The 14,257-nt window shown below is 37.5% G+C and carries 18 protein-coding genes; 14 read left to right on the top strand and 4 right to left on the bottom strand.

Annotation, left to right across the window (positions count from 1 at the left end; all coding sequences use genetic code 11):
* Positions 1–9 precede the first annotated feature (9 nt).
* Positions 10–1,104: a chorismate synthase gene (gene aroC / locus ACG9ZL_RS08155; RefSeq protein ID WP_336951039.1), complete on the top strand. Its 1,095-nt coding sequence runs from the start codon at positions 10–12 to the stop codon at positions 1,102–1,104.
* Positions 1,105–1,296: 192 nt separating this feature from the next.
* Here aroC and ACG9ZL_RS08150 read toward each other — a convergent pair whose 3' ends face one another.
* Positions 1,297–1,770, bottom strand: a complete 474-nt coding sequence (locus ACG9ZL_RS08150; protein ID WP_004821699.1) for a hypothetical protein — start codon at positions 1,768–1,770, stop codon at positions 1,297–1,299.
* 129 nt (positions 1,771–1,899) lie between these two features.
* Positions 1,900–2,379 (bottom strand): CinA family protein, encoded by a 480-nt coding sequence (locus ACG9ZL_RS08145; protein ID WP_419327240.1) that lies wholly within the window; start codon positions 2,377–2,379, stop codon positions 1,900–1,902.
* Positions 2,380–2,833: 454 nt separating this feature from the next.
* On the opposite strand from ACG9ZL_RS08145, the gene ACG9ZL_RS08140 reads away from it, so the two are divergent.
* A complete protein-coding gene (locus ACG9ZL_RS08140) occupies positions 2,834–3,064 on the top strand; it encodes a hypothetical protein (protein WP_336951041.1) in 231 nt (76 codons plus the stop codon).
* An 86-nt stretch (positions 3,065–3,150) separates the two neighbouring features.
* On the opposite strand, the gene ACG9ZL_RS08135 is transcribed toward ACG9ZL_RS08140, so the two are convergent.
* Together ACG9ZL_RS08135 and ACG9ZL_RS08130 are read right to left on the bottom strand one after the other, a co-directional pair.
* Positions 3,151–3,594 carry a universal stress protein gene (locus ACG9ZL_RS08135; RefSeq protein WP_336951042.1) on the bottom strand — a complete coding sequence of 148 codons (444 nt, stop codon included), beginning with the start codon at positions 3,592–3,594 and terminating at the stop codon, positions 3,151–3,153.
* Positions 3,595–3,629: 35 nt separating this feature from the next.
* The gene (locus tag ACG9ZL_RS08130; RefSeq protein WP_004720286.1) at positions 3,630–4,091 is read right to left on the bottom strand and encodes a universal stress protein; all 462 of its coding nucleotides are present in this window, start codon (positions 4,089–4,091) and stop codon (positions 3,630–3,632) included.
* A 636-nt stretch (positions 4,092–4,727) separates the two neighbouring features.
* Between ACG9ZL_RS08130 and ureE the strand changes: the two genes are divergently transcribed.
* The 12 genes from ureE (at position 4,728) to puuE (ending at position 14,142) form a co-directional block, all read left to right on the top strand.
* On the top strand, positions 4,728–5,210 hold the full coding sequence (gene ureE, locus ACG9ZL_RS08125; RefSeq protein ID WP_419359701.1) for an urease accessory protein UreE: 483 nt from the start codon (positions 4,728–4,730) through the stop codon (positions 5,208–5,210).
* Entirely contained in the window at positions 5,197–5,862 is a 666-nt protein-coding gene (locus ACG9ZL_RS08120; protein ID WP_419359700.1) for an urease accessory protein UreF, read from the top strand. Before ureE ends, ACG9ZL_RS08120 begins: the two co-directional genes overlap by 14 nt.
* Before the next feature lie 57 nt (positions 5,863–5,919).
* Entirely contained in the window at positions 5,920–6,534 is a 615-nt protein-coding gene (ureG, locus tag ACG9ZL_RS08115) for an urease accessory protein UreG (protein WP_336951046.1), read from the top strand.
* A 59-nt stretch (positions 6,535–6,593) separates the two neighbouring features.
* A complete protein-coding gene (locus ACG9ZL_RS08110; RefSeq protein ID WP_336951047.1) occupies positions 6,594–7,160 on the top strand; it encodes a HupE/UreJ family protein in 567 nt (188 codons plus the stop codon).
* Between the two features lie 43 nt (positions 7,161–7,203).
* The gene (locus ACG9ZL_RS08105) at positions 7,204–8,073 is read left to right on the top strand and encodes an urease accessory protein UreD (protein WP_419359699.1); all 870 of its coding nucleotides are present in this window, start codon (positions 7,204–7,206) and stop codon (positions 8,071–8,073) included.
* A 99-nt stretch (positions 8,074–8,172) separates the two neighbouring features.
* The gene (gene ureA, locus ACG9ZL_RS08100) at positions 8,173–8,475 is read left to right on the top strand and encodes an urease subunit gamma (RefSeq protein WP_336951049.1); all 303 of its coding nucleotides are present in this window, start codon (positions 8,173–8,175) and stop codon (positions 8,473–8,475) included.
* A 29-nt stretch (positions 8,476–8,504) separates the two neighbouring features.
* Positions 8,505–8,813: an urease subunit beta gene (locus tag ACG9ZL_RS08095; protein ID WP_336951050.1), complete on the top strand. Its 309-nt coding sequence runs from the start codon at positions 8,505–8,507 to the stop codon at positions 8,811–8,813.
* Positions 8,814–8,826: 13 nt separating this feature from the next.
* On the top strand, positions 8,827–10,527 hold the full coding sequence (gene ureC, locus ACG9ZL_RS08090) for an urease subunit alpha (protein ID WP_419359698.1): 1,701 nt from the start codon (positions 8,827–8,829) through the stop codon (positions 10,525–10,527).
* A 181-nt stretch (positions 10,528–10,708) separates the two neighbouring features.
* On the top strand, positions 10,709–11,326 hold the full coding sequence (locus ACG9ZL_RS08085; protein WP_419359697.1) for a lysozyme: 618 nt from the start codon (positions 10,709–10,711) through the stop codon (positions 11,324–11,326).
* A 115-nt stretch (positions 11,327–11,441) separates the two neighbouring features.
* Positions 11,442–12,023, top strand: a complete 582-nt coding sequence (locus ACG9ZL_RS08080) for a histidine phosphatase family protein (protein ID WP_336951053.1) — start codon at positions 11,442–11,444, stop codon at positions 12,021–12,023.
* A gap of 15 nt (positions 12,024–12,038) precedes the next feature.
* Positions 12,039–13,097, top strand: a complete 1,059-nt coding sequence (locus ACG9ZL_RS08075) for a hypothetical protein (protein ID WP_336951054.1) — start codon at positions 12,039–12,041, stop codon at positions 13,095–13,097.
* Between the two features lie 79 nt (positions 13,098–13,176).
* Positions 13,177–14,142, top strand: a complete 966-nt coding sequence (gene puuE / locus ACG9ZL_RS08070; protein ID WP_056511287.1) for an allantoinase PuuE — start codon at positions 13,177–13,179, stop codon at positions 14,140–14,142.
* Positions 14,143–14,257 lie beyond the last annotated feature (115 nt).

The raw sequence follows: 14,257 nt of genomic DNA, 5'->3' as shown, positions 1-14,257 counted from the left end.
GTCGTAAGCATGGCAGGTAACAGTATTGGACAACTCTTCCGTGTAACGACTTGTGGTGAATCTCACGGCGTAGGCTTGATGGCAATTGTTGATGGTGTGCCACCGGGTCTTGAATTATCTGCTGAAGATTTACAAATTGATTTAGATCGTCGTAAACCAGGAACGTCTAAGTTTGCTACTCAGCGTAAAGAGCCAGATGAGGTTGAAATCATTTCTGGAGTTTTTGAAGGTAAAACGACAGGAACTTCGATTGGTTTATTGATCCGTAATACAGATCAAAAATCTAAAGATTATGGCAATATTGCGCAAACTTTCCGTCCAGGCCATGCAGATTACACCTATACGCAAAAGTATGGTTTCCGTGATTATCGTGGTGGTGGTCGTTCAAGTGCACGTGAAACGGCGATGCGTGTGGCAGCGGGTGCGATTGCAAAGAAATTTCTTTTTGAGAAATTTGCGATTGTGATTCGTGGGCATGTGACGCAAATTGGTACAGAAAAAGCACAAGCTTTAGATTGGAATGAAGTTCCCAATAATCCATTCTTCTGTGGTGATGTCAATGCAGTTCAACGTTTTGAAGCGCTGGTGACATCATTGCGTGAACAGGGTACCAGTTGTGGTGCAAAGCTTGAAATCCTTGCAGAAAAAGTACCTGTAGGTTGGGGTGAACCCGTATTTGATCGTTTAGATGCTGATATTGCCCATGCCATGATGTCAATCAATGCGGTGAAAGGTGTTGAAATTGGTGATGGTTTTGCAGTTGCAGAACAATTTGGTCATCAAACACGTGATGAACTTAGCACCGATGGGTTTTTAGCCAATCATGCTGGTGGTATTCTCGGGGGTATTTCTTCAGGTCAAACCATTCGCGTAGCGATTGCGTTAAAACCAACCGCAAGTATTACCACACCAGGAAAAACCATCAATCTAGATCGTGAAGATACAGATGTCCTCACCAAAGGTCGTCATGATCCTTGTGTGGGCGTGCGTGCGACACCTATTGCTGAAGCCATGCTTGCCATTGTATTGATGGATCATTTTATGCGTCACCGTGCACAAAATGCGGATGTGGTTGCACCATTTGCCCCAATTGAACCTAAATAGCAAATATATTTGAGATAAGAGAGGGTATTTTAGTTTTGAAATATCTTTAATTATGAGAGTAAATTTCAAATGATTTGTCTTTACTTAACAAATTTAGGTCAATGCGAATGGATTCATTATTTTAAGTTAAAGATTTTCAGTTAAAAAAACCAGACATTTTGTCTGGTTTTTTTATATCTATTCTGCTCAGTCTTATTGAGTAACAATTTGACCTGTATAACCCTTTAAGAACGTTAGGTACGCAGAAGATTGTTGACCATCTGCCTTTAAGATTGAACGTTCAACATCGCCCTGATTGGTGACCAATTTAAGTGAAATTTCTTTACCATTACGGAATGAGTTAAGAAAACTGACTGGAACATTAATCGAGTTTGATGAAACTGTACCCGCATATTGGGTCGTGTTAATGGTTGAATATGTATATGGTTGGCCATCCACTAAGAAAACAAATTGGGTAATATCATATTTTGTTGGGTTGTTAATTTCTGCTGTGATTTTAAAGCCATCACGGACTTCATCTTTCCAACGCATAGATAGTTCAGGGCAAACTTCATTTGCTTCACAGATTAAAGGGCCTTTTGTAACAACTCTTTCTGGATAAGAGCCAGCACAACCCGCCAAAGTTAAACATGCTAAAGAAGAAATTACTGCAAATTGAAGTTTCATACCGCTTCCTAATAAGTTCATTTGTGTTATTGATATGTTGATAATCTAGGTAAAATTTAACGCTTTTTAGTTAAAAAGTGAATTAAATATTTCAGTAATTTGTATTTTAGTTAAGGCATAGCATAAATCTTAAACAATATTTAAGATTTTTAATATTTCCTTTGCAATATTCTCAGTCAATTGATTTAGTCGAGTCAACGGCTCACCTTCAATAAAATATTTAAAATTTGATAACCTGTTTTGATAATAGATTGAGATAAAGAAAGTACCTTCTGGTTTTTCAAGACTCGCACTACCACCTGGTTTAAGTAAGCCCGTACAACTAACAATGATATCTGCAGCTGTAAAGAGCTTTTTTCCTTGAATTGCCATTGCTTGAGTAACTTCAACTGATTCAGCACTATATTTTTCGATGAGGGATGGATCAACTTGTAAAATTGAAATTTTAATAGAGGGGGCGTAACTGACTAAACCGCCTAATAAAATATCTGCACCACTGTTTTTATAGATCGAAAATTGGCTGGATAAATAACCAGAACTTGCACTTTCAATAAATGCGATTGTTAAATTCTTTCTTTCAAGCAGATCACAACATTGTTTTAAAAGCATAAGTATGACTCTAAAATAATTATTGATATTCAATAATTTAACTATAAGTAAATTGAAAAAATTTGCAAGAAAACTATGTGGAAAGTAGGCATACTCATCGTGTATTTATTTAATTAATTATAAAAATTAATATGTTAGATTGATTTTTATCAATAATAATAAAATAACTAAAAAGAAATTGTGGTTGAAATAGGTTTGTCATATTTATTTGCCATAATGTCTGCACAAACAACAAAAACCAAGAATAAGCATTAAATAACAATCAAAAAAAGTTTAAAAGAATAATCAGCGTAAAGTCTGTAAATATGCAGTCAACCCACTCTTCAACAGGTGGGTTTTCCTTTTTTGGGCCAATCGTAGAATTACTGTGCAATATGGTGAATTTATATATTTCAAACCTGCCAAAAGGTGATATAAATAAAAATAAAGTGCATATGAAAATGGAGTACGAATCATGAAAACGACAGTTAAGTATGTTGTCCTAAAAAGTAGAGAATATCAGCTTGGCACCGCTTTATTTGAAGAAAGTATTGAAGCCGAAGGAAATTATTTTGATCAAATTCCCGATATCATTCACTATCAAAATCATAATTTTAAAGTAAAGTCCAAAGAACTTAGCCGTAAGCAAATTTTTGATGATTTTGAAGAATCTCAAACCATTTTAGTCAAAGTTATCGCGATTTAATAATTTTCCCAAGTTGTCTTTGCTATGGACATTGCATAAATAAAACCCAGCTAAACTGGGTTTTATTTATCTGATAATTTAATCAATCACTGTTTGACAATCAATACAGGGAGTTTAGTTTGACCTAGTACGTCTTGCGCAAAGCTACCCAAGAAAAATTTCTGGAAGCCTTTACGCCCATGTGATCCCATGATAATTAAATCTGTATTTAATGATTCAGCAGTTTTAATGATGGTTTCTGCTGCAACCGAGTCTCTCACGACTTGTGTATCAATCTGAACACCTTGCTGTTCAGCCAATTGTTTGGCTTTGCCCAAACCTTCTTCCGCATTTTTAATTGCTTCTTCAATGTAATCTTTTAACATATCTGGCGAATAGTAAAAATCAGCAGCTGCAAAAGGGTCTTCAGCAACGACACTGATCGCAGTGACTTTGCTTCCAAAGGCTTTTGCAATCGCAGCAGCATGTTTTAATGCAGAAAAAGAAATGTCAGAACCGTCAACTGGGACAAGAATATTTTGATAACTCATAATCACACCTTTTTAATTAAGATTTCAAATAAAAACTAAGCTTCTTCTTGGGTAGATTTAATAATCAACACAGGCAGTGGAGAAATAGACAACACTTCTTGTGCAACACTCCCTAAGAAGAATTTTTTCAGACCAGTACGTCCATGGGAGCCCATTACAATAAGGTCCACATTTAGTTCATCTGCAACATCTAAAATTCCAGTAGCAGGAGGAACTTCACGTACCACTTTGGTATCTACTGTTGTTACACCATGGTGAACTAAAGTTTCTTGAATATCTTTTAAACGTGCTAAAGCATTTTTTTCAGCTTCAAATAAATATTGAGTTACAGCAGGCGCTATTTTATAAAAATCGACGCCTTTAAAAGGATCAACTGCGATTACACTCATCACAGTAATTTTACAGTTAAAAGCAAGTGCAAGTTTCTCTGCATGTTCAAGTGCAGCATAAGAAATAGGAGAGTCATCTACAGCAAGAAGGATATGTTGATAAGCCATTATAAGTTTCTCCTTTTAAGGGGGCTGTTGACATTTCATAAAGGGTTTGCGTTGTAGGCTAAAATTGAGCAGACAAGGCAGGAAACGAAGAGAATAGCGAGACTATTTTCGAGTTTCATAACGCAGACTGAGATAAATTTAGCCACAACCCTTCGGGACTAGCGTGTTTTTTGCCGCTACGTCGTTACGAAATATTCATTTAGAATGACTAAATTTCATACTTCGTGCCTAGTATCACCAAAAAAACACACGTAGTCGCAAATCTAGACGAATTGTCAACAGACCCCGTCATTATTTATTCATTGATAACACATTGTGTTGTTAGTCGCAAATTATCGATGAGAATTTTAGTTGATCAAAAGTGTGTTATTTCAAGCTTTTGTGAAATACACATAATTTTATTATGGTTTTATTTTGTAACGTTTAATTGTCCTTATTTTTTATTGAAATTTTATTCATATAAATTTGATCTCAGGTTTTAGGTTGGTGTTCTGAATAAGATGTATTTTGAATTCTTAAGATTCTAAAAACTGGCATGATAAATGCTTTAATTTAATGCAAACCAATATTTATGAATAAAATTTTGGCATCAATTTGGAACATTTTAAATCAAGTGCCATAGAAAAGTGGATCAGTATGAAAATTTATACGCAACGTCTAGACCATATAGAGTCAAACATTGAGGCTGAAAGTATTGAATTGACTTTTGATACTCGCCAAAAGAGCCGTTTTCGTGCAACTTTAAATAATGGGCACGATATTGGTGCAGATTTACCGCGTACGGGCATTTTGCGTAGTGGTTCTTATATTGCAACTGAACAAGGTGAAGTGTTACGTGTAGATGCCAAAGCTGAAAAATTAATGCGAGTTTCTACACTGGATAGTTTTGATTTACTTAAAGCTGCATATCATCTGGGAAATCGCCATGTTCCGTTAATGCTTTCCCCAACTGCACTTTATTTTGAACCTGATCATGTCCTTGCAGAAATGATCCAAGGTTTAGGGTTGACAGTAGATGAAGTAGAACATCCATTTGAACCTGAAAGTGGGGCATATTCCCAACATCAGCATGATCATCGTTTAAGCCCAATTAAGGCTTTACATCATGTCCATCACTAACGCATCGCAACTACTAAGTCTATTGACCTTGTCATCGACAGCCTTACCCATCGGTGCATATTGCTATTCGCAAGGGGTGGAAAGTGCGATTGATCAGGGTTTGATTCATGATGAAGCAAGCAGTATCGCTTATTTTGAAGAAGTACTGGAAATGTTGCTGGTTAGGTTTGAACTACCCGTTTTAAAACGTTTAATGCAACATTATTTAGACGAGGTAGAATTTTTAAATTGGGCTAACTTTTATAAAGCAAGCCGTGAATCAAAAGAATTACGGGCTGAATCTCAGCAGTTGGCATTTTCTTTGAATGCTTGGATTCGTGATGTTTTAAAACAGCAACCTGAGATTAAAAAGCAGTTTGGTTTTGTACCAGTTTACGCACATTTATGCGGAACGTTGAAGCTTAATCTGGTGGATGTCCTAACAGCATATAGCTTTACTGTTTTAGAAAATCAAGTGCTAGGTGCAGTAAAAACTGTCCCTTTAGGGCAAATGAGTGGTCAAAGAATTTTGTGGCACTTACATGCCCTAATTCCTCAAGCCGTAGTACGTGCCTTGGCCTTAGAAGATGATGCGCTAAGTAGTGCCTTGCCCAATTATGCGATGTTAAGTATGTCGCATGAAACTTTATATTCACGATTATTTAGATCATAAATGACACGGTTCATTCCCTACTTTTATAGAGAATGAAGTATAGAAAAGGAAAAAATGATGACAGAACGTAGCCCTTTACGTGTTGGAATAGGTGGTCCTGTTGGTTCAGGTAAAACAGCATTAACCCTAAATTTATGCCTTGCTTTACGCAACAAATATAATATGGCGGTTGTGACCAACGATATCTATACCAAAGAAGATTCTAATTTTTTAACTCGTCATGAAGCGATGTCACCAGAACGTATTGTTGGTGTTGAGACAGGTGGTTGTCCGCATACTGCAATTCGTGAAGATGCTTCAATTAATTTGGCTGCAATTGATGATCTTTGTGAAAAATTTAATGGTTTAGAGCTGATTATTATCGAAAGTGGTGGAGATAATCTAGCCGCTACGTTTAGTCCCGAATTATCTGATTTAACCCTTTATGTGATTGATGTTGCAGGTGGTGAAAAGATCCCACGTAAAGGTGGTCCAGGAATTACCAAGTCGGATTTATTGATTATTAACAAAACAGATTTAGCCCCAATGGTCGGTGCAAATCTCGATGTGATGGATCAAGATGCAAAACGCATGCGTGGTGATAAACCTTTTCTATTTTCAAATATGAAAACTCAAGCTGGTTTAAACCAAATCATTGAGTTTATTGAAAAACAAGGTTTATTTAAAGCTTAGTCGCGATATTAAAATAATTGTAACTATTTGAATTTAAAAATAATCAAAGGAGAATTTGAATGCGTATTTTTAAAAAAACTCTGATGGCATGTGCTGCATATTTACCTGTATTGGCTTTGGCTCATCCTGGACATGATCACCATACTGGGTTTTGGCCGGGCTTTATTCATCCATTTACAGGTTTAGATCATTTGATGATGGCAATCGCATTTGGGGTATTGATGTGGACAGCAAATCAACGCTGGAAGCTTTTTGGCTTGATAGGCTTAGCTTCAGCGATGGTGGTTGGTTTTATGATCGGTAGCCAAGGATTTATTCCAGCAGCAATTGCTGAATACGGCATCATTGCTTCATTGGTTTTACTGGCTGTAGCGCTTTGGACAAAAACAAATCAAGTTTTACCTATTGCAGCAGTTTTATTGGCAAGTTTTCACGGTGTTGCGCATGGAACTGAACTAGGCCAATCCGGTCATGCCAGCTTACTGATTTTAGGCATGGTGACAGCAATGACATTGATCTATGCGGGTGGTTTAGGCATTGGTGCTTTTATTAAAAAGTACGTTCCATATGGCAAGAAAATTATTGGTACTTTGGCTGCGGTCGTTGCAGTTATTGGTTTGGCTTAATGTTTAAGCGCTTAATTGCTGATATCCATTTATAAAGGCGGCCATGATAAGTTTAGTGGAACATCTTCCTGATCAGCGCCTTTGGTATGCAAAACTAGAATTGGGTTTTCAGGCTCAAACTGAGCGGACAGTACTAGCCCATCGTAGACATTTTGGACCTGTACGTGTGCAAAAGATGCTTTGGCCTGAAAAAACTGGGATTTGTCATGCGATTATTGTCCATCCGCCTGCGGGTATTGCAGGTGGCGATCATTTAACATTTGAGATTAATGTTGATGTTGCTGCCCATGCCTTAGTCACGACCCCTGGTGCAGGTAAATGGTATCGAACCAATGGCAAACAAGCTTATCAACATATCCATATCTCAGTTAAACACAATGCTGTGTTTGAATGGCTTCCTCAAGAAACCATGTTATTTGATGGTGCCAATGCTCACTCAGAAACCTTGATTCAGCTTGATCAGACAGCAAGCTTTATCGGTTGGGATATGTTGGTGATTGGTCGACAAGCTCGAAATGAAAAATTCCAATCTGGTGCTTATCACAGTCATTTAAAATTATGGCGAAATCAGCAATTACTGGTGGCAGACACATTGAGTTTTAAAGGCAATGATCGTTGGCTAAGTTCTTGTCTAGGCATGAATAATCATGCCGTTATGGGAAGTTTATGGGCAGTTCCTCCTGAAAAATTCCGAGCAAACATTTATTTAGAGGCACATATCGATTTAATTCGTGAGTTGATGATGCGAATGGATATGCCTGTCAGGTTAACCTTATTGGGGGATGTCATCAGTGCACGTTTTTTAGGTGATGATGTTCGACATTGTCATGATGCTTTTGCAGCAATTCGTGCCAGATTGAGGCGATATTGGTTTGATATGGATGAAGCATTTCCACGAATTTGGCGAACTTGATTCATTTAAAGTTCGTCTTTTAGAAATAAAATCTGCGTGTTTAATTTAAAACTGAGCACATATTTTGCATAAAAAATGCAAGAACTTTAGGAAACACATATGGAACTCAATCCTACTGAAAAAGACAAACTGCTGATTTTTACAGCGGGTTTGGTTGCAGAACGTCGTAAAGCACGTGGACTAAAACTCAATTATCCTGAATCTATTGCATTTATTTCCGCAGCACTGCTTGAAGGTGCGCGAGATGGAATGACTGTCAGTGAGTTGATGCATTTTGGCACTACCTTGCTCAGTCGTGATGATGTGATGGAGGGTGTGCCTGAGATGATTGCCGAAGTGCAGGTAGAGGCTACTTTTCCAGATGGCTCGAAGCTCGTCACAGTCCACCAACCGATTATATAGAATACTTTTTAAAAAATTAGGATAAGCACATGATCCCTGGTGAAATTATTACACCTGATTGTGATATTGAAATGAATGTCGGTCGTGAAGTACTGAAAATTTCAGTGTCAAATTTAGGTGATCGACCGATTCAGGTGGGTTCACATTTTCATTTTTATGAAGCCAATGATGCTTTGCAATTTGATCGTGAACGTGCCAAAGGTTTTCGTTTAAATATTGCAGCGGGTACAGCGGTTCGGTTTGAGCCGGGGCAGCGACGTGATGTTGAAATCGTTGCACTGGTCGGAAAACGTGAAGTCTATGGTTTCGCAGGGCGTGTGATGGGTAAGTTGGACTAAAAGGATAATCAAAATGAAAATGTCGCGTCGAGCTTATGCTGAAATGTTTGGTCCTACCGTTGGGGATCGAGTACGTTTAGCAGATACCGAACTTTTTATAGAAGTTGAACAAGATCTCACCACCTATGGTGAAGAAGTTAAATTTGGGGGCGGCAAAGTTATTCGCGATGGGATGGGGCAATCTCAATTACTTGCAGCAGATGTTGCAGATACGGTGATTACCAATGCATTGATTGTCGATTGGTGGGGAATTATTAAAGCCGATGTAGGATTGAAAAATGGGCGAATTTGGAAAATAGGTAAAGCTGGCAATCCGGATATTCAACCCGATATTACCATTCCATTAGGTGCGGCCACTGAGGTGATTGCCGGTGAAGGGCAAATACTTACAGCAGGTGGAATAGATACCCATATTCACTGGATTTGCCCACAACAAGTTGAAACAGCGTTAATGTCAGGAACAACAACCATGATTGGTGGTGGTACTGGTCCCGCTGCAGGAACATCGGCGACAACGGTAACACCAGGGCCATGGCATATTTCAACCATGCTGCAAGCCATTGATGATTTACCTATGAATATTGGCTTATTGGGTAAAGGTAATTTAAGTCAACCTGAACCGATTGCGGAGCAGATTAAAGCAGGTGTGGTGGGGCTGAAATTGCATGAAGACTGGGGTTCTACCCCTGCTGCAATTGATAATTGTCTAACTGTGGCAGATGAATATGATGTACAAGTTGCGATTCATACCGATACTTTAAATGAAAGTGGTTTTCTTGAAGAAACACTGGGGGCATTTAAAAATCGTACTATTCACACTTATCATACTGAGGGCGCGGGTGGCGGTCATGCGCCTGATATTTTAAAAGCCATTGGTCAGGCAAATGTTTTGCCATCTTCAACCAATCCAACCCGCCCATATACTATCAATACCATTGATGAACACTTAGACATGCTCATGGTCTGCCACCATTTAGATCCAGCGATAGCTGAAGATGTCGCATTTGCTGAGAGCCGTATTCGTCGTGAAACGATTGCCGCAGAAGATATATTGCAAGATCTCGGCGCAATTTCAATGATGTCTTCTGACTCTCAAGCCATGGGGCGTGTGGGTGAGGTGATTTTACGTACTTGGCAAACGGCGCATAAAATGAAAGTGCAACGAGGACCATTAGAAGGCGATAATCAGTATCATGATAATAATCGGGTGAAGCGTTATATTGCAAAATATACAATAAATCCTGCCATTACTCATGGTTTAAGCCACGAAATTGGTTCTATAGAAGAAGGGAAACTTGCTGATTTGGTGTTGTGGAAACCCGAGTTTTTTGGGGTAAAGCCATCAATGATCATTAAAGGTGGAATGATTGCGGCAGCGCCAATGGGAGATATTAATGCCTCAATTCCAACACCACAGCCGGTACATTACCGTCCAATGTTTGGGGCATATCCAAGAGGTGTGCACAATACCTGTATTACTTTCTTGTCACAGGCCGCAATTGAACTAGGTGTTGCTGAAAAATTACAATTAAGGAAGTTAATTTCACCTTGTAAAAATACCAGAAACATCACTAAACAAGACATGAAGCATAATAGCTATTGTCCTGTGATGGATGTGCATCCTGAAACCTATGAAGTTCGTGCCGATGGTGTACATCTAACTTGTGAAGCTGCTGAAGTATTACCCATGGCACAGCGTTATTTCTTGTTTTAATTCAAGATAATTCGAATTTAAAAATGCCTTTCTTATGATAAGAGAGGCACTATTTTATTTGAAATCAATATGTCTCTACGTAATGCAACCAAAGACAACTTTATTAATTTAAAAAGCTATGTTTAATATTGGTTGGTATAGGTACAGCGATACAACCCTTTTCTTTTTTTGAGTTTTATTGATGACGCAATTTTGGTCTAAATTTTTTTCCAAGTTATTTTCTACTTTGTTTTCAAAACTATTGAATGAAAAACAGCGCGATTTGAATAAATATCATCAAGCTTATTCTCGTTCAGACGTTGCAGTGGCCGTGGATACAGGTGCTACTGAGATTGGCTTTGCACAAGATCAAATTACTCAAGTCAGCCCTCAAGGTGTAGATTTGATTTGTGGTTTTGAGGGATTAGAGCTCAAAGCCTATGATGATGGCGTCGGGGTTTGTACTATCGGTTATGGAACAACGATTTACCCGCATGGAAAAGCTGTTCAGTATGGGGATACTTGTACCATTGAACAAGCAAAAAACTATATGCAACATGATCTTAGGCGTTTTGAACAAGCAGTAAGTGCTGCTGTAAACGTTCCTTTAAATCAAAATCAGTTTGATGCGTTGGTTTCATTGAGCTATAACATAGGTATTGGTGCTTTTAAAAACTCAACCTTATTAAAATTATTGAATACCTCTGATTATCACGCTGCCAGTCATCAATTTGATGTTTGGATCAAGGCAGGTGGCAAAACGGTACAAGGTTTAGTAAATCGAAGAGCAGTAGAGAAAACTTTGTTTCTTGAGCACTAATATGACTTGCTTTTTCAAATGTTGTTCTGAAAACGTGTGTTAATTCCAGATGATTCATTTTGAATTATCATTCTTTTCAAAATGTTGTCTAAAAATTAAAATAGTCAAGGTTGATATGAGCATTTATTTAATTCGCCATGCGCAAAGTTTAGGGAATGTAAATGGTAAAACTGAGTCACATGCAAGTATTCCCTTAACCGAATATGGACATGAACAGGCGCAAAAACTTATTGATGTTTTACCTCCAGCAAAGCAGATTTATGTCTCTCCATTTATCCGTACACGTCTAACAGCTGACCCAATTTTATTACGTGATCAGATTACACCTCAAATTTTGGATATCCATGAGTTTTCTTACTTATCCGATATGCGATGTAAAAATACCACTTTAGAGGAACGAAAACCTTGGGTAGATGATTATTGGAATCAAGCAGATGTCAATTTAGTTACAAGTGAAGGTGCTGAATCTTTTGCAAATTTTTATTATCGCGTTACGGACTTTATTGTGCACTTGGATTCCCTAAAAGCGCATTATCAACATGATCATTTACTGGTATTTAGTCATGGTCAGTTTTTACAGTTATTTAAAATGCTGGTTGAGCAAAAGCGAGAGTTATCATCACAATTAATGCGTGATTTTCGTTATGCATTGTTAAATCATCAATTAAACAATACAGAGTTTTTTATTTTTAAATAAAATGAGAATAAAATTATGAATTTTATAATAAGAAAAATTGCGCTATTGACGGTTTTTACTTTTATACCTGTATCGATATATGCAGATATTGCGGCTTTAAAGTCAGATTTAACTCAATTTGCGCAACCTCTTGAAACACAATGTAAGGGGCTTGATCGCTATATGCCTCTTAACATGTTACATCAATTTTTAAATCGCCCAAATTCTGAAAAAATAGATGTGTATTCGATGGATGTAATTTTTGTTTCAGATCTTTTGGGTTATTTGGAAGATAAAAATTGTGCTTTAGCAGCTTCTGACTTCACAATATCAGGTGTTAAAATTTTGAATCAATATCATGATTTATGGGAGAAAGATTTACCTAAAGAGAGAAATGTTCTGAGATACGAAACCTACCTTGCAGCAGGCGATGCAAGTTTAGTGAAATATAAATGGACTCATAAGATTCAATATCTAGATGATGCACATCAATTTTATACACAGTACTTAATGACCAATGCAATCAGTCAACAACAAAAAGATCAATGTGGGAAAAAATGTGCAGAATACTTAGCCGATGTGAGTAAGGTGCAATACTTTAATCTCTATGATTACGCTTCTATATCTAAGGAATATCAAAAACTTTTTCATGATATTTATGAACAATATTCACAACAAGATGCAAATTTCTCAGATAGTCTTGAAAGCCTTAATCTAGTTTTTGAACGGACTGATCAATTTGAAGTGGGCGCAATTAAAACCACAGGATTAAGCTCAGTCAATAATGAAGTGGCTTCTTTAAATAATTTTGAGACTGTTTTTAGTTCTGGTGATAAAAAACTTATAGAATTTTATATAAAACGTTTAGATCAATATCTACAAAATAGAATCCAGCATAAATTATTAGATGCAGAGATGACGGATAAAATTTATCAATTCTTGTTAAAAGAATCGAATGAAAATAATTCGATGATTGTACGTACTCAGCAGGAAAGTGCTCTTCAACCTAATCTAAGTTTTCAAATTGGAAAACACCACTATATTTTCAAGGGAACAAGTCATCACATGCAGTTAATTTTCCAACCCGTTAACTAAAGCATGAGGAGATTGGCATAAAAACTGCTTGATCATTCACACTAAAAAATGGTGATTGAAAAGTTTAAAGGCGGTTTGAGTGAATAAAACTTATTTACGTGGGCAAGACTTAATAGACCAAATCCAAAATACTCCCTATTCACGAGATCTCATTGGCTATCACGGTGAAGTACCCAAAGTAGCATGGCCAAATCAAGCCCAAATAGCGGTACAGTTTGTTCTTAACTATGAAGAAGGTGCTGAAAACCATATCGAACATGGTGATGCTGGTTCTGAGCAGTTTTTATCTGATATCGTGGGAGCAGCAAGTTTTCCTGACAAGCATATGTCGATGGATTCGATGTATGAATATGGCGCTCGTGCAGGATTCTGGCGTATTCATCATGAGTTTAAAAAGCGTAACTTACCCATGACCATATTTGGAGTGGGTATGGCGCTGGCACGTAATCCATATATTGTGGAAGCCATTCAACAAGCCCATTACGATGTGGTTTCACATGGACAGCGTTGGCTAAATTACCAAAATATAGATATTGAAACGGAACGTCAGCATATTGATCAAGCAATCAGTATTCTAGAAACCTTATTTGGCACTACACCTATGGGTTGGTATACAGGACGAGATAGCCCAAATACTCGTAAATTATTGGCTGAATTTCCACAGATCAAATATGACTGCGATTACTATGGTGATGATTTGCCATTTTGGACAAACTTAACCGATTTACAAGGCCAAAGCCGGCCGCACCTGATCATTCCATATACTTTAGAAAGTAATGATATGAAGTTCTGCGCGCCTGCTGGTTTTAACAGTGGCGAGCAATTTTACCAATATTTAAAAGATGCCTTTGATGTGCTTTATGCAGAAGGTGAAACTGAGCCGAAAATGCTATCGATTGGAATGCATTGTCGTATCCTGGGACGTCCCGGTCGTTTTAAAGCATTACAGCGTTTTTTAGATTATATACAGGCACATGAAAAAGTCTGGATCTGTCGTCGCGGTGATATCGCTGAACATTGGTTTAAACACCATCCAGCCGCATAATTGTCGCTATGAGGATGTGGCTTTTAAGGTAAGCACTTTATTTTTAATTGAATGCAGTAAAGCGCGCAGCAAAGTTTATATAAAAGTGTTTGAAAATTTTAGCGAACTCAAGCAT

The organism is Acinetobacter legionensis (genome assembly GCF_048551735.1).
GTDB lineage: Bacteria > Pseudomonadota > Gammaproteobacteria > Pseudomonadales > Moraxellaceae > Acinetobacter.
The sequence above is the reverse complement of the archived record's forward strand: the minus strand, read 5'-3'. Positions and strand labels throughout refer to the sequence as shown.